The following is a 26,137-nucleotide window of genomic DNA, read 5'->3' as shown; positions in this document are numbered from 1 at the left end:
ATCATCTATGAAACTTTGGGAAAAAGGAATACCAACAGACAAACAAATCGAACATTTCACAGTAGGAAACGATCGTGAACTTGATTTGGTTCTCGCAAAATACGATGCTTTAGGTTCTATTGCACATGCCAAAATGCTTGGGCAAATAGGGTTATTAACTCAGGAAGAAACCACATCTTTAGTTGATGCCTTAAACGAAATCATTGCAGATGTTGTAATAGGTAATTTCGAAATCGAAGACAGTTTCGAAGACGTACATTCTAAAATAGAATATTTATTGACCGTAAAATTGGGCGATGCCGGAAAGAAAATCCATACGGCACGTTCTCGTAACGATCAGGTTTTGGTAGATGTTCATTTGTATCTGAAAGACGAACTAAAAGCCTTAAAAGAACAGGTAAAAACATTGTTTGATTTGTTAATGGAATCGGCAGAAAAACACCAAAATGTTTTATTGCCAGGATATACGCATTTGCAAATCGCCATGCCATCCTCATTCGGAATGTGGTTTTCTGCTTACGCCGAAAGTTTTATTGACGATATTACGATGTTAAATGCAGCTTCAAAAATCGTTGATCAAAACCCGTTAGGATCTGCTGCAGGTTATGGAAGCTCGTTCCCAATCAACAGAACATTTACAACACAGGAATTAGGATTTGAAACTTTAAAATTCAACGCTGTTGCAGCCCAAATGAGCCGTGGTAAAGCAGAGAAAACCGTTGCCTTTGCGATGGCAAGTGTTGCGGGGACTTTATCAAAATTCGCTATGGATGTTTGTTTGTACATGAGTCAAAACTTTGACTTTATTGGTCTTCCGGCGCATCTTACAACAGGATCGAGCATTATGCCTCACAAGAAAAATCCGGATGTATTCGAATTAATCAGAGGAAAATGCAACAAGATTCAGGCACTTCCGTACGAAATCACCTTAATCACTAATAATTTACCAAGCGGATATCACAGAGATTTACAGCTTTTAAAAGAAGGTTTGTTCCCGGCGCTTCAAAACCTAAAAGCATGTTTAGATATTGCGATTTTCTCTGTAAAAGACATTACAGTAAAAGACAATATTTTAAAAGATAAAAAATACGATTATCTGTTTACAGTAGATACTTTAAACGAAATGGTGGTTGAAGGAATGCCTTTCAGAGATGCATACAAAGCCGTTGCTGAACAATTAGAAGCAGGAACGTATCAATCTCCAAAAGAAACAAAACACACGCACGAAGGCAGTATCAATAATTTATGTCTGGAAGCGATTAAAGATAAAATGAAAGCCGCTTTTTAAAACTTTCTTCCAATAAAAAAAGCCGATTTGTATCCAATACAAATCGGCTTTTTTATTTAATATTTTGATTAGCTTTTATTAGTGCAAGTTGTAGAGATTACTCCCCCTGAAGTTATCTGAAGCGTTGCTCCGGCACCACATGTTTTGTTCGTTACATATTGTTCCACTTTTCCAAGAGGAATCGTAGTGTAAGAATAAGAAGGTTTACTCACTTTAGTGCCAAAATCCATTGGTCCTTTGCGACAACGATCAAATACAATCCCAACTGTTCCGCCATCTGTGCTTATGTACTCTTTAAAAACTTTTTCTACTTTTGCAAAATCAGTTCCTTCAACATAACAAGTTGAGTTTTTAATTCCTCCACCTAAACCAATAGCCAAAGGACCAGATTCTGATGTGCTGTAATAACAATTCAGGATATGAAGTTCGGCATTTCTGCCACGAGGCATACGCTGTTTACAGCCTTCAGCCCAATAACAATTCTTAAAAGTTATACTATAATGTCCGTCAGCAGGAGAATCATTTTTGTTCGAACCAATAAGATTACTAAACCTATGATCATCAGCTCCACCTGAACCGCCTGATTTTGGTGCTTTTAGATAAGTAAATTTGCACCACGAAATCGTGACGTTATCTGTTTTTCCTTTATTATCATAATTTCCGTCCTGACCGTCCTGAAATTCACAATGATCTATCCAAAGATTGGTGCAATCGGCAGTCAAATTATCCTGACCATCAATATCATAAGCGCCTGGACCAATGAAAACAAGATTTCTGATTATTACATCATTAGATCCGGGTTTTAAATTTAAAATACCTGCTCCGGGGTTCGATTGGGTTTCGTTTACAAGTTTTGCGCCTGGAAGCCCTATTAATGTTTTGTTCGTTACAACTTCATGGATAGGTTTACCACTGGGAATAGTAATTACTCCTGAAACTAAAATCACTGCCGGAGATTTTGATTTAATTTTTGATAATAATTCATTATAAGTCGTTACTGTAACAGGAGTAGAGTTTCCGCCTCCTGTAGTGGAGGCACCAAATCCTTCAGGAGATTCCATATAATATTTTTGTGCAAAAAGAGAAGACATACTCAATAAGAAAAAGAGTAAAAGCAGATTTTGTTTCATTTTATAATGATGTTTTTATTTGTGGTTTCTTTAATTGACTTGTTAAATGTAATCGATTATACAGATTTAAATGATTAATCTTTATGATTAACTATTTTACGGAAAATATTAACGATTTAGATTATTTAAAATTTATAAGTATTTTTTTACTAACTAAATATTCAATCAAAAAGACTATTTTTGATTGGTATGTATAAAAGTAAATTATGAATAAGTTTGATGACCAGGCTACAAAATCACTTTTGGATAAAAATCTAATAACCGAGAATCAATATCAGGAAATTAGTGCGTATCGCAATTTGAATATTTTCTCGCTAAATGCAGAGCTAAAATTGTTTCTCTATTTATCTGTTTTATTATTCACTTCAGGAATCGGAATTTTAATTTATAACAATATAGACAGTATAGGTCATATTGCGATCCTTTCATTATTATTAATTGTTATTGGAGTTTGTTTTTATTACTGTTTTAAAAATTCAAAAGGATTCCAAAAACAGGAAACTACTTTTGAACATCCAGTTGTGGAGTATCTGGCTTTAGCTGCCAGTATTTTGACTTGTATTTTTATAGGGTACCTACAATTTCAGTACAAACCTTTCGGCACTCACCACGGACTAGCTACATTAATACCAACAGTTGTGAGTTTCTTTTGTGCATATTATTTCGATAACAAAAGTGTCTTAACAATTGCCATTACAGGTTTGGCGGCTTATGTGGGGCTTTCAGTAACACCTCAGGATTTATTAAATAATATTAATTTTCACCAAGATCAAACCTTAAGTTATTCAGCAATTACTTTAGGTGTTTTATTGATCTTGTGGACAATTTACAGTAAAAGAATCCAATTGAAAACGCATTTCAGTATCATCTATTTCACATTTGCTTTGCATATTATAAGTATTGCGACAATTAGTAGTTTACTGGATTATTTTGAAAACGGAATTTGGTTTCTTTTTCTTGTTGTTTTGGCGGCTTCTTCTTTTTATTTTTATAAGATTAGCCATGAACTTAAGGCGATTTCATTATATGTTTTTATGATTATTTACGCTTATATTGGTGTAAATATATTTCTGATTAGAATTTTGGATAAAATTAATTTTTCAGATGTTTGGGTGTTATTAATTATGATTCTTCCAATATATTTTATAGGATCGATAATACTGTTTATAAAATTGATTAAAACCTTCAATAAAGAAATTGCAGCATGATAGTATACGATAAAAATTTATTAAACAATTTAGCATTGGTCGAAGAAGCTAATTCACTTGAATTTGCTGGATTTATTAGTAAAGAGCAAAAGAATTTAATTAAAAAAGAATTACCAGCTTTTAAAAGGCAAAGTAATATTTTGGTCCGTTTGGGATTCTTTTTGTTAGGAGCTTTTTTGTATTTGTCTTTATGTGGCGTAATTGCATTAATGGGATTGACCGGCTCTAATTCTGAACGTACTTTTTTTAATATTTGCTGTTATATTTTTGCAGCAATCGGTTTTGCAGGAGCAGAATTTTTGGCCAATCAAAAGTATTACGGACACGGTTTAGACGATGCTTTTATTTTAGGGGCAATTTTAAATATAGGATTTGCTATTGCCATAACAACTGAAGCCTATGAAATACAAATCGCGATTTTTGTAGCAGTAGCTTCTTTTTTTATGTACAGGAGGTATTTGCACTTATTATCATTGTTGGTTTTCTGTTTGGCAGCTTCGGCAGTTTTGTTTTATGGAATGTTTGAGTTTGGCGATACCGGAAAATCGATTTTGCCATTTATAGCCATGTTAGCTTCAGCAGCATTTTACTTTTTTACTAAAAGAATGCTTAATAAACTCACCATACGTTATTACTATAATGGTTTATTATTAGCCAATAGCTTTTGTTTGGTATTGTTCTACCTTTCATGTAATTATTTGGTAGTTAGAGAACTTTCTGTAGCGCTTTTAGGTAACGAAGTAATACCAGCAGAGGATATTCCGTTTGCAATTTTCTTTTATGCTTTTACTTTTATCATTCCTGTTGTTTATTTGGTTCAGGCCTTAAGAACAAAAGATAGGATTATGCTTTGGATTAGCTTTTTAACTATCGGATTTTCAATTTATACGATAAGATTCTACTATTCAGTTTTACCAATAGAAATAGCGCTAACTCTTGGTGGATTAATGTTATTTGCAATAGTCTATTTTTCGATTAAAAAACTAAAAGATAATGAAGTTGGATTGACGTTTAAACCGGATAGAATCAATAATTCAAATGCGATTTTAAATGCCGAAGCTTTAATAGTGGCCTCAACTTTTGGAATGAAACCAGAAGCAAAAGTTCCGGATTCCCCAATGGATTTTGGAGGAGGAGGTTTTAGTGGAGGAGGTTCAGAAGGAACTTTTTAAATTAAGTTGCCACAGATTAAAAGATTAAATTGATTAAAAAATCTATAAAATCATTTTAATCTGTGGCAAAAAATATTACACCTTAGCTTTCAAAGCAACAGCATCAATATCGCTGTGAGAAACATCATAAACAGCTTTTCCGTTTTTGATTAAGATTAATTGCGGAGATTCGTGATAGACATTATACCTGCTGGCAATTTCATTAGAGATATCTCTATGCGCAATTAGATCTAAAAAATAAGCATCAACGCTATCATTTAAATCGTATTCTCGTTCAAATTGTTTCAAAGCCATACGGCTAATGCTGCATCTTGTACTGTGTTTAAAAATCACAACAGGCTTCTCGTTCGAGATCGCTGTTACTTCTAATAATTGTGCTATATCGGTTAATTCTATCCAGTTTACATTACTTTTTGGAGAGTCTGTATTCTCTGAACTTCCGAAGATTGAATTTAAAAAACTCATATTTGACGTGTTTTATGACTTTTTGACGTTTAAAAATGATAAAAATCAGTTTTTTAATGTCATTTTGTCTGTATTTTTAGTATGGAATATATTTTGAATGATCCAAAGCAAAGTTATATCATTTAAAGTTAAAAATGTAATCCAATAAATTGTAATTTTAATGGTATCGAACTTTATAACTAAAAATCAAACCTAAAACGTATACATATGAACATAAATAAATTTACAATTAAGTCGCAGGAAGCCATACAGTTATCGCAACAATTGGCACAACGCAACGGACAGCAGCAAATAGAAAACGAACACATTTTTAAAGCTATTTTTGAAGTAGACGAAAATGTAGCGCCGTTTATTTTGAAGAAACTCAATGTAAATGTTCCGTTGTTTTTACAAATATTAGATAGTACGATTCAGAGCTTTCCAAAGGTTTCAGGAGGTGATATTTTGCTTTCCAGAGATGCTAATAAAGCCTTGAATGAAGCGGAGATTATCGCTCAAAAAATGAACGATGAGTATGTTTCTATTGAGCATTTGATTTTGGCAATTTTCGACTCAAAAAGCAAAGTTTCTCAGATTTTAAAAGATCAGGGAGTTACAGGAAAAGGTCTTAAAGCAGCGATTGAAGAACTTCGTAAAGGAGAAAGGGTGACATCTGCTTCGGCCGAAGAGAACTATAATTCCTTAAATAAATACGCTAAAAACCTAAACGAATTAGCACGTAACGGAAAACTGGATCCGGTTATTGGCCGTGACGAAGAAATCCGTCGTGTATTACAGATTTTAACGCGTAGAACAAAAAATAACCCAATGCTAATAGGAGAGCCAGGAGTTGGTAAAACTGCTATTGCTGAAGGATTGGCACACCGAATCGTTGATGGTGACGTGCCTGAAAACTTAAAAGATAAAATCGTTTTCTCACTGGATATGGGAGCGCTGATTGCCGGAGCTAAATTTAAAGGAGAATTCGAAGAACGATTAAAAGCCGTTGTAAAAGAGGTTACAGCCGCCGAAGGTGATATCGTTTTATTTATCGATGAGATTCATACGCTTGTAGGCGCCGGTGGAGGAGAAGGAGCAATGGATGCGGCCAATATCCTTAAACCAGCTTTGGCTCGTGGAGAGTTAAGAGCGATTGGTGCAACAACATTAGACGAATATCAAAAATATTTTGAGAAAGATAAAGCGCTGGAGCGTCGTTTTCAAAAAATCTTAATTGATGAACCGGATACTGAAAGTGCGATTTCTATTTTACGTGGAATCAAAGAAAAGTACGAAACGCATCATAAAGTTCAAATTAAGGATGAGGCGATTATTGCAGCAGTTGAACTTTCGCAACGTTATATTACGAACCGTTTCTTACCGGACAAAGCCATCGATTTAATGGACGAAGCAGCTTCTAAACTGCGTATGGAAATCAATTCAAAACCGGAGGAATTAGATGTTTTGGATCGTAAAATCATGCAGCTTGAAATTGAGATCGAAGCCATTAAACGTGAAAAAGAAGAAAGCAAACTTAAAATCCTGCGCATGGATTTGGCGAACTTGAAAGAAGAACGCAACGAAATTTATGCAAAATGGAAATCAGAAAAAGATGTTGTTGACGGAATTCAAACTGTAAAACAGGAAATAGAAGACTTTAAATACGAAGCTGAACGTGCAGAACGTGAGGGTGATTACGGAAAAGTAGCTGAAATTCGTTACGGAAAAATTAAAGAAGCGCAAGAACGTCTTGATGTTTTACAAAAACAATTGCAGGAATATCAATCCGGAACTTCTTTGATTAAAGAAGAAGTAACCCGCGAAGATATCGCAGAAGTGGTAGCAAAATGGACAGGAATTCCTGTGATGAAAATGCTTCAGACAGAACGCGAAAAACTATTGCATCTTGAAGACGAATTACATAAACGTGTAGTAGGGCAGGAAGAGGCCATTGAAGCCGTGAGTGATGCCGTTCGTAGAAGCCGTGCAGGTTTACAGGACATGAAAAAACCAGTTGGAACTTTCTTATTTTTAGGAACAACCGGAGTGGGTAAAACCGAGCTTGCAAAAGCCCTGGCCGAATATCTTTTTGATGATGAAAACGCCATGACGCGTATCGATATGAGTGAATATCAGGAGCGTCACAGCGTGAGTCGTTTGGTAGGTGCGCCTCCAGGATATGTAGGTTATGACGAAGGTGGTCAGTTGACGGAAGCCGTACGTAGAAAACCATATTCTGTAATTTTGTTAGACGAGATCGAAAAAGCGCATCCGGATACGTTTAATATTCTATTGCAAGTTTTAGATGAAGGTCGTTTAACAGATAACAAAGGACGTCTGGCTGATTTTAAAAATACAATTATCATCATGACATCCAATATGGGAAGTCATATCATACAAGAGAAATTTGAGAACTTAAAAGGTGGTGTTGAAGCGGCTACAGAAGCTGCAAAAACAGAAGTCTTAGGATTGTTGAAACAAACCGTTCGTCCGGAGTTTATAAACCGTATCGACGAAATCGTAATGTTTACACCTCTAACAGTAGAGAATATTTCTAAAATTGTGAGTTTACAGCTTAAGAGCGTTACAAAAATGTTGGCTTTACAAGGTATTGCTATGGATGCAACTCCGGAAGCGATTAAGTATTTATCTGATAAAGGTTACGACCCGCAGTTTGGTGCAAGACCAGTAAAACGTGTCGTGCAAAGAGAAGTGCTGAATCAATTGTCGAAAGAAATTTTGGCAGGAAACATCACTACAGACAGCATTATTTTATTAGATGCTTTCGATGGGCAATTGGTCTTTAGAAACCAAACCCATGTTGAAAAATAATGTTTTTTGATTTTAATATTTTTGAAAAAGCATCAGTCGAAAGACTGGTGCTTTTTTTTATAAAAATATCAAATCCGTAAATCATGAAACTTTTTTTTAAAGTCATATAAATAGATTCAGGGATTAAAGTGAGAACTTTACGTTCGCAAATTTATTTACAAATCATAAAAAAATAAACACTATGAACAATATTTTCAGAGGATTACTAGCAGGTTACGGAGCAAAAAAATTAGGCGGAGGATGTTTTGGTACTATTTTCGTTTTTATAATTATTTGGGTGCTTTTAGGGCAATGTAGTTAATTTTAGACTAAAAAATAAACAAAAAAAGTCTTAGATTAGCGCCTATAAATAACCAAACGTGTGCATTAAATTGAATACTCAATGTCAATGAATTACACAGTTTTTAAAACCAAATAAAATATAATGGCATCAGGTTTTTTCGTACTATTAGATGATATTGCAGCAATTATGGATGATGTTGCAGTAATGAGTAAAATTGCAGCAAAAAAAACGGCCGGAATTTTAGGTGATGATTTGGCAGTAAATGCTGAAAAAGCTTCTGGCTTTGCCTCATCACGAGAGCTTCCGGTATTGTGGGCAATCAGTAAAGGTTCGCTCCTTAATAAAATAATTATTTTACCAATAGCCTTTTTATTAAGTGCATTTTTGCCAGTTGCAATCATTGTCATTCTTGTACTTGGAGGATTATTTTTGGCCTATGAAGGAGCCGAAAAAATCTATGAATTCATATTTCCGCACAGCCATGAAGAATCAGCAGGTATAACAGCCGAAACTTTAACCGAAGAAGAAATTCTGGAAGCAGAAAAAGGAAAAGTAAAATCAGCTATCATTACCGATTTTATTTTATCTGTAGAGATTGTAATTATTGCCCTGGGTACAGTAATTGAGGAGCCGCTTATACAGCAAATCATTGTAACATCGATAATTGCCTTAATTGCAACTATTGGTGTATATGGTATTGTTGCTCTTATTGTTAGAATGGATGAAGCAGGTTATAGACTAATTAAATTTAGTAAAAGCGAAAAAAGTATATCAAATTTTATTGGTAATATATTAGTAAAAGCCCTTCCAATAGTCATTAAAAGTTTATCTGTAATTGGTACCATAGCTTTAATTCTGGTAGCAGGCGGAATCTTTGTGCATTATATCCCATTTTTTCATCATTTAATGCCAAAAATTAATATTCCTTCTATTATAAAAGAGTTTGTAATTGGTCTGGCATTAGGAATTGTAGTTTTAGGATTTGTAAACCTACTCAAAAAAATATTTAAAAAGAAAGAAATCGCATAACAGCTCCTAAATATATAAATATCAAAACACTATTCGTCGCGGCGAATGGTGTTTTTTTTTTTTTTTTTTTTAGAAGCAAAAAATAATTATTTTAAAAACACCACTTGTCCCGTTATACACTATATCTTTTTAGCCGTTAAAAAACGGATAAAAAGGATACCTTTTCTATCGGGGTTATACCCGGAAATTTAATTTTCATCAGAAATAACTGTTGTTTTGTGAATTTTTTTATTCTGTTAAGTTTTTGATATTTAATTGTTTATTATTTTTATGTAATTATTTAACAAATTACTAAAGCAACCAATGCAACTCTTTTGCATCTTCATAGTAATTAACAATTAATTATTATTTTATATGAAAAATTTTAAATTCAAATCAGTATTTGTAGTATTATTTCTAGCAACAGTATTGATATCTTGCAGTAATGATGATGATAAACCAAGCGGACCTAACCCGGTTGTAAAAGTAGCATCTGTAACAGAAATAACCGGTCCTGCAACTGGAAAAATAAACGAAGAATTGAGTTATGATATCACTTTTGTAGCAGACAATGCTTGCGCAGAATTCAGTAAATTTAGTGAGACATACATAAATGATGTAAAAGGATTACAAGTTGAGGTAAAGGACCCGTCGGAAGTTTGCACACTACAAGTTCCGAATCCTAAGAAAACTGTTTACAAATTCAAATCAGCAGTAAAAGGAACTTTTGAATTTAAATTCAAAAAATCAGATAAGGAATTCGTAACTAAAAAAGTGGTTATCGAATAATTAGGCTATTTAGAGATAAATTTTTGGTTAGAAACCATTTTACAAATATTTGTAAAATGGTTTTTTTTATTTATGAAAGTCTCGTTATGATTGATAATATAAATCGGGTGAAATTAAGAAGTAATAAATTTTATGAATTACGAAGCAAACATCGGGACTCATTCTTTGGCAAACTTTTCGGTTAATAACAACCCTTTGCCATTCCTTTAAAAATTACTATTTTTGCACTCTAAATTTTATGTCATGCCGAAAAGAAAATATAAAATCGCCGTTATTCAGTTAAATCTTAACGACGTTGCTGAAAATAATCTTAAAAAATGTATCAGCTGGGTAAAAGATGCTGCCAGTAAAGGAGCAGAAGTAATCTTGTTGCCTGAATTATATAGCAGTCATTATTTTTGCCAAAGCGAAGATGTAGACAATTTTGCATTAGCAGAGCCACTTTACAGCACTTCCTTTATTGCTTTTAGCGAATTGGCAAAAGAATTAGGAGTAGTGATCATCGTTCCTTTCTTCGAAAAAAGAATGGCTGGAATTTACCACAATAGTGCCTATATCATTGATACTGATGGAACAGAAGCTGGACTATACCGTAAAATGCATATTCCGGATGATCCTCATTTCTATGAGAAATTCTATTTTACTCCGGGTGATTTAGGTTTTCAGGCAATCGAAACTAAAAAAGGAAAAATTGGAACCCTTATTTGTTGGGATCAATGGTATCCGGAAGCAGCACGTATTACAGCATTAAAAGGAGCAGAGGTATTGTTTTACCCAACTGCAATTGGATGGCATCCAAAAGAAAAAGAACAATATGGAGAAAACCAATACGGTGCCTGGATGAACGTAATGAAAGGTCACGCTGTAGCAAACGGAGTTTTTGTTGCCGCTGCAAACAGAATTGGTTTAGAAAAATATATCGAAGGAACAGAAGGAATTCAGTTTTGGGGAGCTTCATTTATTGCAGGGCCACAAGGTGAAATTTTAGCACAGGCTTCTCACGATCAGGAAGAAATTCTAATTGCTGAGGTTGATTTGGATCTACAGGAAAATGTACGTCAGAACTGGCCATTTTTCAGAGACAGAAGAATCGATGCTTTTGGTGATATCACAAAAAGAGCGATTGACTAATTAAGAGTGATCTTTATAAAAAAAACAGAAAAGGACGAAATCTACATTTCGTCCTTTTTTTTATTCTTAAAGCAAAAAAAAATCCGCTTGAGAAATTTCCCAAGCAGATTTTTTAGAAATATATAATTAAGATTATTTTACTTTAAAAGTAACTCTTCTTACGATTTGACGAGCTTCTTTAGAATCTTTGTTCACAGAAGTATCTTCACCGTTAGCAATTACATTTAATCTTGATGCATCAATTCCAGCATTTTGAGCTACTTTTTTCACAGCTTCAGCTCTTTTTCTTGATAATTCAGTGTTGTAGCTTGAACTTCCAATTTCGTCAGCATATCCTACGATATCAGCAGATTTTCCTGGATTGTTTTTCAAGTATTTCACTAAGAAGTCAACACCAGATAAAGAAGCATTTGTTGGTTTAGAAGAGTTAAAGTCAAAATAAACATTAACATATCCTCCATTGATCAATTCTTCAACAGTATTGTTTGTTGCAGTTTGGCTACCTTGTCTAACATAAGTTTTGTCTAAGTAACTTTCTAATTCATCCGGAACACCATTTTGGTTAGTATCAATAGATTGTCCTTTAGTATTTACAGCAACTCCGGAAACAGTATTAGGCTCTAAATCGTATAGATCTGCAACACCATCTTTATCAGTATCAATAAGACCAGTTTCGATTGTAGTAACTCTGTTTTCTAATTGGTTTAATCTTTCATTTTCTTCAGAATACCAGTCAGCATGTTTTTCGTTTTTACCTAAGTAGAAAGTCAAACCAACAGAAGCATTTAATAATACACCATCTAATGAACCAGTAGTTGGAACTCCGTGACCATCAAAATTGTGATTTTGTCTTCCGTTAACAATACCTGTAAGATCTCCTGTCAAAGCGATTCTGTTACTTAATCTAACTTGTCCAGTTAATCCCATGATTCCATGAGCCATGTAATCTTTTCCGTCAAAACCGTCATCATTGCTTAATTGAGAAACACCAAAACCACCATGTGCTAATAAACCAAAAGTGTTTGTCCAGGTTTCAAAGTTTAAAGCTCTACCAAGGTTAATTACCCCTTGTAAACTTGCTCTGTAATATTTGCTATCGAATTCAGGCGTGTTGTCGCGTTCCTGAAATTGATCATATCCAACATCCAGTTTCAAACCAAATTTAGGATTAAACATATATCTTACACCTAAATCTGCGTGAAACGGACTAGCAGTTTCTGTAGAGTAACCAGGAGTTATTGCTCTAAGAGGTTTGTTTAAACCACCATTTAATTCTAAAGACCATTTATTGTAAGCAGGTTTTTCAATTGTAGGTTGAGCTGATGTCGTTGCCATATTTTGTGCACCCGCAGCAAATGTTAGTAGTAAAAGTGATACTGAAGCTAATTTCTTTTTCATGATATCCAAATTTTAATTTAATTGATTATTATAAGTTTTTCTTTTTAAACTCAGGACAAAATTATACTACGAGTTCTAGAATGTGTTCTATTTGGTCTTACATAATTCCCACCTTTTGGGTTTTATTTATGTAAATACGTTAAAAGAAACAAAAATTTGGGGCAAAAAAAAGAGCTAAATATAAATTTAGCTCCCTTTTAAAATTGTAAATGTGAAAGTTATTTTAATGCTGGCTGGTAGATTTTTACCGTTCCATCTCCCTCACTACTAACGACTAACAAACTTCTCTTATTTGGACTTTTAGAAGCCGGAATGAATAATATTCCTTCAGGAGCATCACCTGTTTTTACTGTTTGCAAATATTGTGGCGACGCAGGATTGGTTACATCATAAGTCATGAAAACATCTGATCTTTCTAAGCCAACAAACAGAATATTCTGACTTCCCATCTTAACTGCTACGACAGCTTCCGGTTCTGAGCCTTTATCATCACTGCGTTTATTGTCATAAGTTCCAAAATCATTTGATTTTTTATCAAGATCATTTTTACTGTCGTAAACAATTTTTCCGGTATTTCCGTTCCAGATCGAGAAAGAACGCGCTCCAAAAGCTACCATTTCGTCAAGATCTCCGTCGCCATCAGTATCACCCGTATCGGTAATTAGATTTAATCTTCCTAAATTGGTTTCTAGTTTTAAAGTTGCAGCATCAGGAAAAACAGTTGGATCAAGCTTCATGTCTTTCATTCTTTTAATATCACTATAAGCTGTATATTCTCTGGCATCACCTTCGTTTGCTGTAACAAAATAAGGGACGTTATTGGCAGAAAAATGACTAATTCCGTCTGGCATATACATACCTTTTACTTTCCATGGACTAAAAACAGCTGTTTCATTTTTGTCACTTACAGCAATAGCATTTTCTGCAGTATTAAAATCTTTAAAACCTAAAGGATAAATAGCTGTAATAGTTTTAGAAGTTAAATCTACTTTTGCTACACCATTATTTTCCTGCAATGTTACCCATGCAGTTTTAGAATCATCAGAAATGGTTACATATTCAGGTTCAATATCCTGAGCAAAACTTTTAGCGAATTTAGAAACTCTAAAACCTTCTTTTTGCAAAGCAGCAGACTGACTGGCAAAAGAGGCAAAATCTAAAGTTGTAACGGCATAATTATTAGCAATTTCGATAATAGAAATCGTTCCGTTTGGATCTTGCAAATAATCTGTACTTGGTTCACCTTCATTAGCGGTCATAATATATTTTCCGTCAGGTGAAAAAGTAATCATATCCGGCAATGCGCCAACAGTGATTTGTTTGATTAAACTATAATCAGTAGTATTAAAAACAACAACCTTTCCGTTTCCTTGTTTGTTTACTGTAGATTCTAAGGCCACGGCTAATTTTCCGTCAAATACAGCAACACTATTAGAAGCGCCTTCATAAGGAGTTAAGTCGATTTTTCCAATTTTAGTTGGTTTTGTCGGATCAGATAAATCAATTACATCAATTTGGTTGGTTCCGCTATTATTTACTGTAAAAAGTTTTTTTGTTTTTTCATCGAAAGCTGTAATCTCTGCAGCTCCTTCGCCGCCAATAGTGATAGAGCCTATTTCTTTAAAAGATGCCGGATTTTCATTTACAACAACTTCAGGTTCCGGGTTGCTTGAATTCTCATCATTATTATTACAGCTCACCATTATAGATAAAGCGGCTAATAATGTAATACTTAGTTTCTTCATTTTTGTGTTTTTTAGTTTTGCCAAATGTAATTAGCAGATATTGGTCGTATATTAAGGCTGTATTATTTAATCTTTAACTTAATTTTTATCAGGTAATTTATCTAAAATTAATATCATTTTGCGTCTGCTATTTTATAATCCTTCCGAATGCTTATCTTTGTACACTTTCAAAATTAGAACCTCTTTATGTCAACAAATAATAGAAGATTTCCAGCAGAATGGGAAAAACAACAAGGAATCGTATTGTGTTTTCCACATAATGGTAACGACTGGCCAGGAAAATACGAAGCTGTTCAATGGGCTTTTGTAGAATTTATTAAAAAAGTAGCCACTTTTGAAACTGTTTTTTTGGTCGTAGCCGACGAAAAACTAAAAGAAAAAGTAGCTGAAATGCTTGAAAGAGCGCGTGTAAATATTGCCAATGTATCTTTCATCATTCATAAAACCAACAGAAGCTGGATGCGTGATTCAGGGCCAATTGTAGTAAAAAATGGTTCGAAAAGAGAAGCGTTGAATTTTAATTTTAATGGTTGGGCGAAATACAAAAACTATCAGTTAGATAAATTTGTTCCAGGTAAAATTGCCGATTTTATAGATGTTCCGTTAACTCAGGTGATCTATAAAGGAAAACCGGTAATAGTAGAAGGCGGTGCAATTGATGTAAATGGAAGAGGAACTTTGTTGACTTCTGAAGAATGTTTGATGCATCCATCTATTCAGGTTCGAAATAAAAATTTCACCAAAGAAGATTACGAAGCGGTATTTAAAGAATATCTTGGAGTTACCAACGTAATCTGGCTTGGAGACGGAATAGAAGGAGATGATACTCACGGACACATTGACGATTTATGCCGATTTGTAAATGAAGATACAATTGTAACGATTGTTGAAACGGATAAAAATGACGCTAATTATAAACCATTACAAGATAATCTGAAACGTTTGCAAAATGCAAAATTAGAAGACGGGAAATCTCCAACAATTGTAGCATTGCCAATGCCAAAACGTGTAGATTTTGAAGATTTAAGATTACCGGCAAGTTATGCAAACTTCTTAATTTTGAATAATTGTGTTTTAGTACCAACATTTAATGACAGCAACGACAGAGCTGCACTAAACATATTATCAGAATGTTTCCCTGACAGAGAAGTAATCGGTATTAGTTGTATCGATTTTATCTGGGGATTTGGAACTTTACATTGTTTGAGTCAGCAGATCCCGGCATAGGTTTAGCCGCGAAGGCACAAAGACACTAAGTTTTTTTGTTTTGCGTAAAAAATAATCTCGGCAAAGTCGCAGAGGTGCAAAGTTTTAAAATTTATTAAATAGCCTCCAGTCTTAACTGGAGGAAAGTAAAGTCAATCTGCAAGGCTTTAGCCAAATAAGAATTTGGCTAAAGCCTTTTTATACTTAAAATTATGCTCCAGCTAAAATGAAGCAATTCAAATAAAACTTTGCGAATTGGTTCCCAATAACTACCAGGATTGTAGGATCCAAAAATGAGAAAAAATCATTTTAATCCTTTTAATCTGTGGCAAAAAAAAAACAAAAAACCTCGAAAGTGATTTCGAGGTTTTGTATTATTCAGCTATTTTATCTGCTCTTCATGGTCTGATAAATGGTGGTAAAAGTTGGCTGGCAACTTCTCCAAAACCAAGACGTACTTCGGCATTTTCGCAAAAACCTCTGATAATTACCGTATCATTATCTTCGATAAATTTACGTTCGCTTCCGTCATTTAATTTCAAAGGATTTTTTCCTCCCCAGGTTAATTCCAGCATAGAACCAAAACTATCCGGAGTTGGACCAGATATAGTACCTGAACCCATCATATCACCAGAATTCACACGACACCCATTAGAAGTATGATGTGCTAATTGTTGGCTCATGGACCAGTATAAATATTTAAAGTTTGATTTAGAAACTACCGTTTCTTCTGCATCTTCAGGTTTAATAGAAACTTCAAGATGAATATCAAAAGCTTTTTTCCCTTTAGTCTGTAAATAAGGTAATGGCGAAGGATCTTGTTTAGGGCCTTTGGTTCTAAAAGGTTCAAGAGCATCCATTGTTACAATCCACGGAGATATTGATGTTGCGAAGTTTTTAGCTAAGAATGGTCCTAGCGGCACATATTCCCATTTCTGGATATCGCGTGCGCTCCAGTCATTCAGTAAAACCATCCCAAAGATATAATCCTCGGCTTCGTAAGTTGGGATATTTTCTCCCATTATATTCACATCGGTTGTAATAAAAGCAGTTTCCAATTCAAAATCTACCAATCGAGAAGGTCCAAAAACAGGATATTTTTCTCCGGCCGGTAAAGTTTGTCCCATTGGTCGGTGAACCGGAATCCCGGACGGAACAATAGTAGAACTTCTACCGTGATAACCTACAGGTATATGCAACCAGTTTGGTAATAAAGCATTTTCAGGATCGCGGAACATTTTTCCAACGTTCGTAGCGTGTTCTTTACTAGAGTAAAAGTCCGTATAATCACCTATTAATACAGGTAATTGCATCTCTACATCGTCGATTTTAAAAATAACAATATCGCGATCTTTTGTTGAATCTCTTAGTTGTGGATTAGTTTCGTCGAAAATATCAGCAATGCGATTTCGAACTAAACGCCATGTCTTTTTTCCGTCAGAAATAAAATCATTAAGCGTATCCTGCATGAACATATCATCAGTTAAATCTATTCCTGAAAAATAGTTTAATTGTTGTAGAGCCCCTAAATCTATAGCGTGGTCGCCAATTCGTGTTCCTACTGTAACGACATTTTCTTTGGTAAGAAATACACCGAAAGGAATATTTTGAATAGGGAAGTCGCTATTTTCTGGCACTTCTAACCATGATTTTCTTTTGGTATCGTTAGCGGTTATTGGCATGTGAATGTTAATTATTTGTTGAAAAATTCTATGTCAAATATATCATAATCTAGCAGTTTGACAAACGTTTTTTTGTATTTTTGCAGGAAATTAACGAAAAACGAAAAAATGCAACGCGACGAACAAATTTTTGACCTTATACTAGAGGAACAAGACAGACAAATTCACGGATTAGAACTTATCGCTTCAGAGAATTTTGTAAGTGATGAGGTAATGGAAGCAGCTGGTTCTGTTTTAACTAACAAATATGCCGAAGGATATCCTGGCAAAAGATACTACGGAGGTTGTGAAGTAGTTGACGTTATTGAGCAAATTGCAATCGACAGAGCTAAAGAATTATTTGGTGCTGAATATGCAAACGTTCAGCCTCACTCAGGATCTCAGGCCAATACAGCAGTTTACCATGCGTGTTTAAATCCTGGTGATACTATATTAGGTTTCGACTTATCTCACGGTGGTCACCTGACTCACGGTTCTCCTGTAAACTTTTCAGGTCGTTTATACCGTCCAGTTTTTTATGGTGTAGATGCTGAGACTGGTCGTTTAGACTACGATAAAATTCAGGAAATTGCAACTAAAGAGCAGCCAAAATTAATCATCGCAGGAGCATCAGCGTATTCTCGTGATATGGATTTTGAGCGTTTCAGAGTAATTGCTGACAGCGTTGGAGCTATTTTGTTTGCTGATATTTCACATCCTGCAGGTCTTATTGCGAAAGGATTAATGAATGACCCAATTCCTCATTGTCATATTGTTTCTACAACAACTCATAAAACTTTGCGCGGACCACGTGGAGGTTTGATCTTGATGGGTAAAGATTTCGAAAACCCACAAGGATTAAAAACTCCAAAAGGAGAAATCAGAATGATGTCATCTTTATTAGATCTTGCTGTTTTCCCTGGAAACCAAGGAGGACCTTTAATGCACATTATCGCTGCTAAAGCGGTTGCTTTTGGTGAAGCATTAAAAGATGAGTTCTTTACTTATGCTATGCAATTGCAAAAAAATGCAAACGCTATGGCAGATGCTTTTGTAAAAAGAGGATACCAAATTATTTCTGGCGGAACTGATAACCATATGATGCTTATTGACTTAAGAAATAAAAATATTTCTGGTAAAGAAGCTGAAAATGCATTAGTAAAAGCAGAAATCACTGTAAATAAAAATATGGTTCCATTTGATGATAAATCACCATTTGTAACTTCAGGAATTCGTGTAGGAACAGCTGCAATCACAACTCGTGGTTTAGTTGAAGAAGACATGGAAACTATCGTAGCACTTATCGATAAAGTATTAGCTGATCATACAAATGAAGCAGTTATTGAAGAAGTAGCTAACGAAGTAAACGAAATGATGAGCGAAAGACCGATTTTCGTATATTAATTAAGATAAGTCTTAAAGTTTTAAAATCGAAAGTCAAAAGTCTTATTTTGACTTTCGATTTTTGCTTTTATAACTCATAACTTTTAACTCATAACTTTAGAAATGGGCGTATTAAGATTACAATTGCCAACAGACCCAAGATGGGTAAATATAGTAGAAAAAAATATTGAAGAAATACTGACAGATCACGCTTGGTGCGAACAAAAAGCAGCAACAAACGCGATTACTATTATTACCAATAACTCTGAACATCAGGATTTGGTAAAAGATTTATTGGCTTTAGCCAAAGAAGAAATCGATCATTTTGAGCAGGTTCACAATATCATCATCAAAAGAGGATTAAAACTAGGCCGCGAACGCAAAGACGATTATGTAAATGAATTGTATTTATATATGAAGAAAAGCGGAGATGGCAGCAGAGTCTCAGGTTTAGTCGAAAGATTACTCTTTTCAGCAATGATCGAAGCCAGAAGCTGCGAACGTTTCAAAGTTTTATCTGAAAATATTCAGGACGAAGAATTAGCTGTTTTTTATAGAGAATTAATGGAAAGCGAAGCAGGACATTACACTACTTTCATCACTTACGCCAGAAAATACGGAGTAGGAATCGATGTTGAAAAACGTTGGAGAGAATGGTTAGCCTATGAAGAATCGATCATTACCAATTACGGAAAAGGAGAAACGATTCATGGATAGTGAAATTAAAATTCCAATTTTTAAAATTCCAAATTCCAAAATTAAAGAAAGCTTTGTGAATCTCAGTGCATTCTCGGTGAATCTCTGTGAAATAAAAAAGTAGAGGAAATAAAAATCCGTATCAATCCGTGTTTTCGCGATAGCGAATCCGTGTTATCCGTGGCCAAAATTAAGCGCAAAGTTTTAATAATCTAAAATCCAAAATCAGCAATCTAAAATTCCTTATATTTGAGAGTAACCAAAACTTAAAGCCATGAGAATTGAAACAGATCTGAAATTAGGGTTTAAAGATGTAATGATTCGACCAAAAAGATCTACACTAAAAAGCAGATCTGAAGTCTCGCTGGAGCGAAATTTTAAATTTTTGCATTCTACCACAATCTGGACAGGAATTCCTATTATAGCAGCCAATATGGATACGGTGGGGACTTTTGAAATGGCACAGGTTCTGGCTAAAGAAAAGCTTTTTACAGCAATTCATAAGCATTATTCATTAGAAGAATGGAATGATTTCCTGAAAAATGTCACACCTGATTTTTACGATTATATCGCTATTAGTACAGGAACAGGAAAAGAAGATTTTGCTAAAATCAGCCAAATTATAACTGCAAATCCTTTGCTTAAATTTATTTGTATTGATGTAGCAAACGGTTATTCAGAACATTTTGTTCAGTTTTTAAAACAAACCCGAAAACAATTTCCTGATAAAGTCATTATTGCCGGAAATGTTGTGACAGGGGAAATGGTCGAAGAACTATTATTGGCTGGAGCCGATATCGTAAAAGTGGGAATTGGTCCTGGTTCAGTTTGTACAACGCGTGTAAAAACAGGCGTAGGATATCCGCAACTTTCGGCGATTATAGAATGCGCCGATGCTGCGCATGGATTAGGCGGACATATTATAAGCGATGGCGGATGTAAAACTCCCGGAGATGTTGCTAAAGCTTTTGGTGCAGGCTCAGATTTTGTTATGTTGGGCGGAATGCTTGCAGGGCATACTGAAAGTGGAGGAGAACTGATCGAAATAAACGGCGAAAAATTCAAACAATTTTACGGAATGAGTTCTACAACGGCAATGGATAAATATGTTGGAGGAGTTGCAGAATACAGAGCCAGCGAAGGAAAAACAGTTCAGGTTCCTTATAAAGGTCAGGCTATTAATACAGTTTTAGACATTTTAGGAGGTTTACGAAGCACATGTACTTATGTAGGCGCTTCGAGATTAAAAGAATTGACAAAACGAACGACTTTTATCCGCGTAAGCGAACAGGAAAATCAAATTTTTACTAAATAATAAAAAGCATTTTACATAGAATTATGATTACGATTACAGCAGCAACCATAAACGATATTAAGCAAATTCAGAATATAGTAAATATTACATGGCCAATTACTTACGGTGAAATCCTATCAAAAGAACAATTGGATTATATGTTGGGTCTTTTTTATTCTACTGAAGCTTTAAACGAACAATACAATAAAAAAATACAATTATTTTATATGATTGATGAAGATGAAACTAATATAGGTTTTGTCGGAATTGAACATCATTATAACGAAGAAGCAATAACTAAAATCCATAAAATATATCTTTTGCCGGAAACACAAGGAAAAGGAATTGGTAAAAAAGTTATTGACAAAATTGGAAAATTAGCTTTGGAAAATAATTCAACAGCCTTATTCTTAAATGTAAATCGATTTAATTCGGCTCTGGGTTTTTATAAAAAAATAGGCTTTGAAATCATTGATGAAGTAAATATCAATATTGGAAATGGTTATTTGATGGAAGATTATGTAATGAAGAAAAAGCTGTGATTTTTTAATTTTTTATGTGTTCGATTCGTTTGTAGATTTGGCGTTGAATAGATTTAAAAAGTTAAAAATAAATACAAAATAAATGAGGTATATCGCAATAGTATTTTTGTTCATAATTTCAATTTTTAGTTGTGAAAGTTCAGCGCAATCAATAAATATTCCTGATCAAATTAAAGTTTCAAACATTGAAAATAAAGTAAATGTAAAAGGCACAAAAATATTGATAAATGAATCTAAAGATTATATATATTATAATGAGTTAAAAAGATTTCAAAAAGATTCGAAAAATTATTTTCAAGTTATTGAAATTCCAAACCAAGACTATCATAAGTCTGTTATTAAAATAAGTAATAAAATTGATGAGCTAGAAAAGCAAGGCGGAAGAACAAGAGTAAAGAAAGAATTAAAATTAGGACTTTATGATGCTTATTTTGTTCTTGCTCCTCAAAATAATGATTCAGAGCAAATAATTCTTGCCTTTGGAGATACTTCTTTTTCAGTTTTAGTTATGGGAGTTTTTCCAAATGATGAAAAAGAAAGAAAGGAAATAACAGATTTAGTTTTAAGTACATATTATGATAAGAATATCAAAGTAAATATTAGTGATAATTTATTTTATGATGTTGATTTAAAAAAATCAGAATTTGAGTTATTAAATGTCATGAGTAATTTTGGTACATATACTATTGGTAAAGAACAATTAGTTGGTAATGGGATCTACATAAATAATTTTTTAATTGGAGTTTTACCCAATAATCTTAATGGCTTTGATTTAAAAACTTACAGTGATAAATTGATATATAAATATGGAAATAATATTTATAAAGAGAAAAATATTAAAATAAAGGTGATCTCTGAAGAAAAATGTAAAGAAGGTGTAAATGAAATTATAAAAGTTGAAATGTCTGGGGTTTTTGAAGGAAAAGAATTAAAAATGTATCAGTATATAAAGCAAACACCAAAAGGTATAATTCAATTTTTAGGAACTGACATATCAAAAAAATATACTCATTTTAGTGAGTACACAAAAATCGCTGAAAGTATAAAGATAAAATAGTACAATAAATAGGATAAATTTCCCAAGTAAAAAATATTAATCAAGAGTCAGTTTTATAACTGGCTTTTTTTATTTTTTTAACTCACAATCACATCATGCTTAAACAGTAAACCTTTTAATTCTTTCAAAGCAAAAACAGCTTTTTTTAGTTTAGTTTTTGATGGATCAATGGTGTAGTTATAACTCGTTTTAAAATCGGCTTTGTTAGCGATGGCTTTATCAAATTCTGAGCGGTATAAATCGCAATGATCAAAAAAAACGCTTGTAAGATCTGTAGCCATAAAATCCACTGCAATTAAGCTACAATTGGTAAACGTAGTTCCTTTGATCTTTAAGGTATAAAACTTCGAAAAATCCAGAATGCAATCATAAAAATGAACTTCAAAAATGAGTTTGTCGCACATGGCAAAATTCACTTCTTTGATTTCGCATCGGTTAAAAGTTGCTGTTCTAAAAGAGACATAATTTATTTTAGCCTCATTAAAAATACAATCGTTAAAAACACAATCAATAAAAGTAACGGCTAAAAAAGTACAGGCCGAAAAATTACAATTATTGAAAACGCAACATTCAAAATCCTTAAAATTCACATCATCTCTACCATAAGTAATGGTATCGTATTCTTTATCAAGGAAATATTCAGACTCTTTTTTCAAGGTAATTTTTGATGATTATTTGAGGGTGAAAAGATAATAATTACGTTGCATTAATTATCTACAAAATGGTGTTAATTTTTTAGTTTTAAAGAGGAATTTTTTTCAGGAAAACAGGCCGGTTAAGATTGTATTTGTTCTAAATTAAGACGGTTTTTACTCATGGTTTTTTTATGAATATGATATTTTTAAGGATTTAAAATGATAAGTGTTTAATTTTAAGGTTTTATTTTTGTAAAAAATTATTGATTTTTAATTTGAAATGTTTTATTATAATAGTATTTCGCAGTAGCTTTACAGTGATTTTTTAAGTTAAAACGTAACACATATATTATATGGGATCAACAAGAAAAGAACATGATTTTTTAGGAGAATTAGATATTCCGAATCATTTGTATTATGGTATCCAAACTTTCAGGGCTGTAGAGAATTTTAATATTACAGGAATTCCAATTTCGAAAGAACCTTTATTTATTAAAGCTTTAGGCTATGTAAAAAAAGCAGCAGCTTTGGCTAATAAAGATTGTGGTGCACTTGATCCAAAAATTGCCGAAGCCATCTGTTACGGAAGTGATCAGGTTATTGCTGGTAAATTCGATCAGGAATTTGTGAGCGATTTAATTCAGGGTGGCGCAGGAACCTCGGTAAATATGAATGTAAATGAGGTAATTGCCAATATTGGTCTGGAATATCTGGGACATAAAAAAGGAGATTACAATTTTTTGCACCCCAATAATCATGTCAATTGTTCCCAATCTACAAACGATGCTTATCCATCGGCATTTAGAATTGCGCTTTATATGAAAATGGAAAGCTTTATTAAAACATTAGAAGGTTTAGAAGTTGCTTTTGCTGCAAAAGGACAAGAATTTAAAAGCGTTCTTAAAATGGGAAGAACCCAATTGCAAGATGCAGTTCCGATGACTTTAGGGCAAGAATTTAAATCGTATGCCACTACAATAGGCGAAGATGTTAGAAGATTAAAAGAAGCTCAGAGTTTGGTTCTCGAAATCAATATGGGAGCAACCGCAATTGGTACAAGAGTAAACGCACCTGAAGGATATCCTGAAATTTGCGTGAACTATTTAGCCAAAGAAGTTGGTATTCCGTTGACACTTTCTCCTGATTTAATCGAAGCTACAGTAGATACAGGAGCTTACGTTCAAATTATGGGAACATTAAAAAGAACAGCAGTAAAAATTTCTAAAATCTGCAACGATTTACGATTATTGAGCTCGGGACCAAGAACAGGTTTCAACGAAATCAATTTGCCTGCACGTCAGCCAGGATCTTCTATCATGCCGGGAAAAGTAAATCCTGTAATTCCAGAGGTAGTAAACCAGACTTGTTTTTATGTAATAGGTCAGGATTTAACGGTTACTATGGCGGCTGAAGCGGGACAATTGCAGTTGAACGTAATGGAGCCTGTAATCGCTTTTGCGATGTTTACTTCATTAGATTATCTTTCGAACGCGATTCAGACTTTGATTGATAAATGTATCATTGGAATTACCGCAAATACAGATCATTGTTACAATTTGGTAATGAACAGCATTGGGATTGTAACACAATTGAATCCAATTTTAGGTTACGAAGTAAGTGCCAGTATCGCGGGAGAAGCTTTAAAAATGAATAAAAGTGTTCATGACATTGTTGTAGTAGAGAGAAAACTAATCACACAGGAAAAATGGGATGAAATTTACTCACTAGATAACCTTATCAATCCAAAATTTATCACGAAATAAGAAAAAAGACTTATAAGTTTATAAGGCTGTCAATTGTATTGACGGCTTTTTTTATGTTTTAGAATTTTGTTTTTTATTAAAATTGAATTGTAAAACGTTGGAAATAAGATGTATATTTACGTGAGGATTGAATGTTATTTCGAAAAATTAAAACTTTCAGATGATAAAATTTTTAAAAAATAATTATTTTCATCATTATAAAATCTTAGGGTTAGTCTTTTTTATTTCATTTAAAACGATAGCACAAACAGAAAATGTTAATCCGAAATTATGTCCCACAAGAACCATTTTAGAAATCTTCAAAAAGAAAGATTCTGCATCTGTAGCTAAACCTTCAAAAAACAACTTTTTTCTTGTTATTCCGGCAATTGGCTCTCAGCCTGCAACCGGATTTTTTTTTGGTGCAGTAGCGCAATATACTTTCAAAGGAAAACTAGAATCAGATAAATACTCCATCGCAAATCTGGGGATAACCTATACCACAAAGAAACAATGGCTGGTAAATGTCAAGAATAATATCTTGCTCAATAACAACAAGATTTTTTTAAGCGGAGATTATCGTCTATATATTTTTTCTCAGCCAAATTACGGGCTAGGAACAGATATAATCCCACACCACAGCAAGGAGAACAATTTTAGCATCGATTCGCTAGCGCAGCCTATGGATTATGATTATTTTAAGTTTCACCAAACCGTTTCTTTTGAAGTGTATAAAAATTTTTATGTAGGCGGAGGAATAAATCTCGACTGGTATGCCAGTATAAAAGATAAAGATCTGGATGTAGAAAATGGAAAATATACTTATCATTATAATTACAGTCAAAAACACGGATTTAATGATTTAGAATATTTTTTAAGTGGTGTGAGCCTCAATTTAGTATACGATTCCAGAGACAATCAGGTAAATTCTACCCGCGGTTGGTTTGCTAATATCAATTATCGTTTTAATCCTGTTTTGTTTAATAATCAGGAATATAGTAATGTTTTATACGCTGAATATCGCCATTTCATACCCCTTTCGAGCAAAAATGAAAGATACATTTTAGCACTTTGGGCTTACGGACAATTTATAACCAGAGGAAAAGTTCCGTACCTGAATTTGCCTGCAATAGGCTGGGATCAGCGAAGTCGAAGCGGAGAAGGTTATACACAAGGATTATTTCGAGGAAACGGTTTAGTCTATCTTTCAACCGAATTCAGGTTTCCAATTACCTGTGACCAGATGATAAGCGGTACCGTTTTTACCAACTTTGTTACGGCAAGTAATGTAGATAATAATATTTCCTTATTCAAGTCAATTCAGCCAGCGGCGGGTCTTGGCTTGCGCATTTTGATCGATAAAAAAACACGAACCAATTTGATTGTAGATTATGCCTGGGGGAATAATTCAAAAGGATTTTATCTAAATGCTGGCGAAACATTTTAAATTGTAAATTGATGTATGTTACATTGTTGTGAGTTCTATGTACGAA

The 26,137-nt window shown here is 33.7% G+C and carries 21 protein-coding genes; 15 read left to right on the top strand and 6 right to left on the bottom strand.

Features of this window, described 5'->3' with window-relative positions:
• Positions 1-7: 7 nt before the first annotated feature.
• A complete protein-coding gene (gene argH / locus GIY83_RS11170) occupies positions 8-1,288 on the top strand; it encodes an argininosuccinate lyase (protein WP_194616569.1) in 1,281 nt (426 codons plus the stop codon).
• 68 nt (positions 1,289-1,356) lie between these two features.
• On the opposite strand, the gene GIY83_RS11165 is transcribed toward argH, so the two are convergent.
• Positions 1,357-2,418: a polysaccharide lyase family 1 protein gene (locus tag GIY83_RS11165; RefSeq protein WP_208686954.1), complete on the bottom strand. Its 1,062-nt coding sequence runs from the start codon at positions 2,416-2,418 to the stop codon at positions 1,357-1,359.
• Positions 2,419-2,624: 206 nt separating this feature from the next.
• Here GIY83_RS11165 and GIY83_RS11160 point away from each other — a divergent pair, with 206 nt between their 5' ends.
• Complete coding sequence (locus GIY83_RS11160; RefSeq protein ID WP_208686952.1) at positions 2,625-3,626, top strand: DUF2157 domain-containing protein; 1,002 nt, start codon at positions 2,625-2,627, stop codon at positions 3,624-3,626.
• Positions 3,623-4,798 (top strand): hypothetical protein, encoded by a 1,176-nt coding sequence (locus tag GIY83_RS11155; protein ID WP_208686950.1) that lies wholly within the window; start codon positions 3,623-3,625, stop codon positions 4,796-4,798. Before GIY83_RS11160 ends, GIY83_RS11155 begins: the two co-directional genes overlap by 4 nt.
• Positions 4,799-4,873: 75 nt before the next feature.
• Here the strand turns inward: GIY83_RS11155 and ytxJ are convergent, their stop codons facing one another.
• Entirely contained in the window at positions 4,874-5,263 is a 390-nt protein-coding gene (ytxJ, locus tag GIY83_RS11150; protein ID WP_194616573.1) for a bacillithiol system redox-active protein YtxJ, read from the bottom strand.
• 207 nt (positions 5,264-5,470) lie between these two features.
• Here ytxJ and clpB point away from each other — a divergent pair, with 207 nt between their 5' ends.
• From clpB to GIY83_RS11130, 4 genes are all read left to right on the top strand, one after another.
• A complete protein-coding gene (gene clpB / locus GIY83_RS11145; protein ID WP_208686948.1) occupies positions 5,471-8,074 on the top strand; it encodes an ATP-dependent chaperone ClpB in 2,604 nt (867 codons plus the stop codon).
• 424 nt (positions 8,075-8,498) lie between these two features.
• A complete protein-coding gene (locus GIY83_RS11140) occupies positions 8,499-9,386 on the top strand; it encodes a DUF808 domain-containing protein (RefSeq protein ID WP_208686946.1) in 888 nt (295 codons plus the stop codon).
• A gap of 354 nt (positions 9,387-9,740) precedes the next feature.
• Positions 9,741-10,154: a hypothetical protein gene (locus GIY83_RS11135; RefSeq protein ID WP_194616576.1), complete on the top strand. Its 414-nt coding sequence runs from the start codon at positions 9,741-9,743 to the stop codon at positions 10,152-10,154.
• A 243-nt stretch (positions 10,155-10,397) separates the two neighbouring features.
• A complete protein-coding gene (locus GIY83_RS11130; protein ID WP_194616577.1) occupies positions 10,398-11,285 on the top strand; it encodes a carbon-nitrogen hydrolase in 888 nt (295 codons plus the stop codon).
• A 132-nt stretch (positions 11,286-11,417) separates the two neighbouring features.
• Here the strand turns inward: GIY83_RS11130 and GIY83_RS11125 are convergent, their stop codons facing one another.
• Both GIY83_RS11125 and GIY83_RS11120 read right to left on the bottom strand, forming a co-directional pair.
• Positions 11,418-12,683: an OmpA family protein gene (locus tag GIY83_RS11125; RefSeq protein ID WP_194616578.1), complete on the bottom strand. Its 1,266-nt coding sequence runs from the start codon at positions 12,681-12,683 to the stop codon at positions 11,418-11,420.
• 218 nt (positions 12,684-12,901) lie between these two features.
• Entirely contained in the window at positions 12,902-14,428 is a 1,527-nt protein-coding gene (locus tag GIY83_RS11120; RefSeq protein ID WP_194616579.1) for a choice-of-anchor I family protein, read from the bottom strand.
• Positions 14,429-14,614: 186 nt separating this feature from the next.
• Here GIY83_RS11120 and GIY83_RS11115 point away from each other — a divergent pair, with 186 nt between their 5' ends.
• A complete protein-coding gene (locus GIY83_RS11115; protein WP_194616580.1) occupies positions 14,615-15,655 on the top strand; it encodes an agmatine/peptidylarginine deiminase in 1,041 nt (346 codons plus the stop codon).
• Between the two features lie 377 nt (positions 15,656-16,032).
• Here the strand turns inward: GIY83_RS11115 and fahA are convergent, their stop codons facing one another.
• Positions 16,033-17,316, bottom strand: a complete 1,284-nt coding sequence (gene fahA / locus GIY83_RS11110) for a fumarylacetoacetase (RefSeq protein WP_194616581.1) — start codon at positions 17,314-17,316, stop codon at positions 16,033-16,035.
• Between the two features lie 108 nt (positions 17,317-17,424).
• Here fahA and glyA point away from each other — a divergent pair, with 108 nt between their 5' ends.
• From glyA to GIY83_RS11085, 5 genes are all read left to right on the top strand, one after another.
• The gene (gene glyA / locus GIY83_RS11105) at positions 17,425-18,699 is read left to right on the top strand and encodes a serine hydroxymethyltransferase (RefSeq protein WP_194616582.1); all 1,275 of its coding nucleotides are present in this window, start codon (positions 17,425-17,427) and stop codon (positions 18,697-18,699) included.
• Between the two features lie 102 nt (positions 18,700-18,801).
• Positions 18,802-19,395 (top strand): tRNA-(ms[2]io[6]A)-hydroxylase, encoded by a 594-nt coding sequence (locus tag GIY83_RS11100; protein WP_055097892.1) that lies wholly within the window; start codon positions 18,802-18,804, stop codon positions 19,393-19,395.
• A gap of 253 nt (positions 19,396-19,648) precedes the next feature.
• Entirely contained in the window at positions 19,649-20,689 is a 1,041-nt protein-coding gene (locus GIY83_RS11095; protein WP_194616583.1) for a GMP reductase, read from the top strand.
• 23 nt (positions 20,690-20,712) lie between these two features.
• Positions 20,713-21,210 carry a GNAT family N-acetyltransferase gene (locus GIY83_RS11090; protein ID WP_194616584.1) on the top strand — a complete coding sequence of 166 codons (498 nt, stop codon included), beginning with the start codon at positions 20,713-20,715 and terminating at the stop codon, positions 21,208-21,210.
• A gap of 82 nt (positions 21,211-21,292) precedes the next feature.
• Positions 21,293-22,267, top strand: a complete 975-nt coding sequence (locus tag GIY83_RS11085; RefSeq protein ID WP_194616585.1) for a hypothetical protein — start codon at positions 21,293-21,295, stop codon at positions 22,265-22,267.
• Positions 22,268-22,344: 77 nt separating this feature from the next.
• Here the strand turns inward: GIY83_RS11085 and GIY83_RS11080 are convergent, their stop codons facing one another.
• Positions 22,345-22,923: a pentapeptide repeat-containing protein gene (locus GIY83_RS11080; RefSeq protein WP_194616586.1), complete on the bottom strand. Its 579-nt coding sequence runs from the start codon at positions 22,921-22,923 to the stop codon at positions 22,345-22,347.
• 332 nt (positions 22,924-23,255) lie between these two features.
• Here GIY83_RS11080 and aspA point away from each other — a divergent pair, with 332 nt between their 5' ends.
• Together aspA and GIY83_RS11070 are read left to right on the top strand one after the other, a co-directional pair.
• Positions 23,256-24,665 (top strand): aspartate ammonia-lyase, encoded by a 1,410-nt coding sequence (gene aspA / locus GIY83_RS11075; protein ID WP_194616587.1) that lies wholly within the window; start codon positions 23,256-23,258, stop codon positions 24,663-24,665.
• Positions 24,666-24,825: 160 nt separating this feature from the next.
• Positions 24,826-26,091, top strand: a complete 1,266-nt coding sequence (locus GIY83_RS11070) for a BamA/TamA family outer membrane protein (RefSeq protein ID WP_208686944.1) — start codon at positions 24,826-24,828, stop codon at positions 26,089-26,091.
• Positions 26,092-26,137: the final 46 nt, after the last annotated feature.

This window comes from Flavobacterium sp. SLB02 (assembly GCF_009664855.1).
Lineage (GTDB): Bacteria > Bacteroidota > Bacteroidia > Flavobacteriales > Flavobacteriaceae > Flavobacterium.
This window is presented reverse-complemented; position numbering and strand designations above follow the sequence as displayed.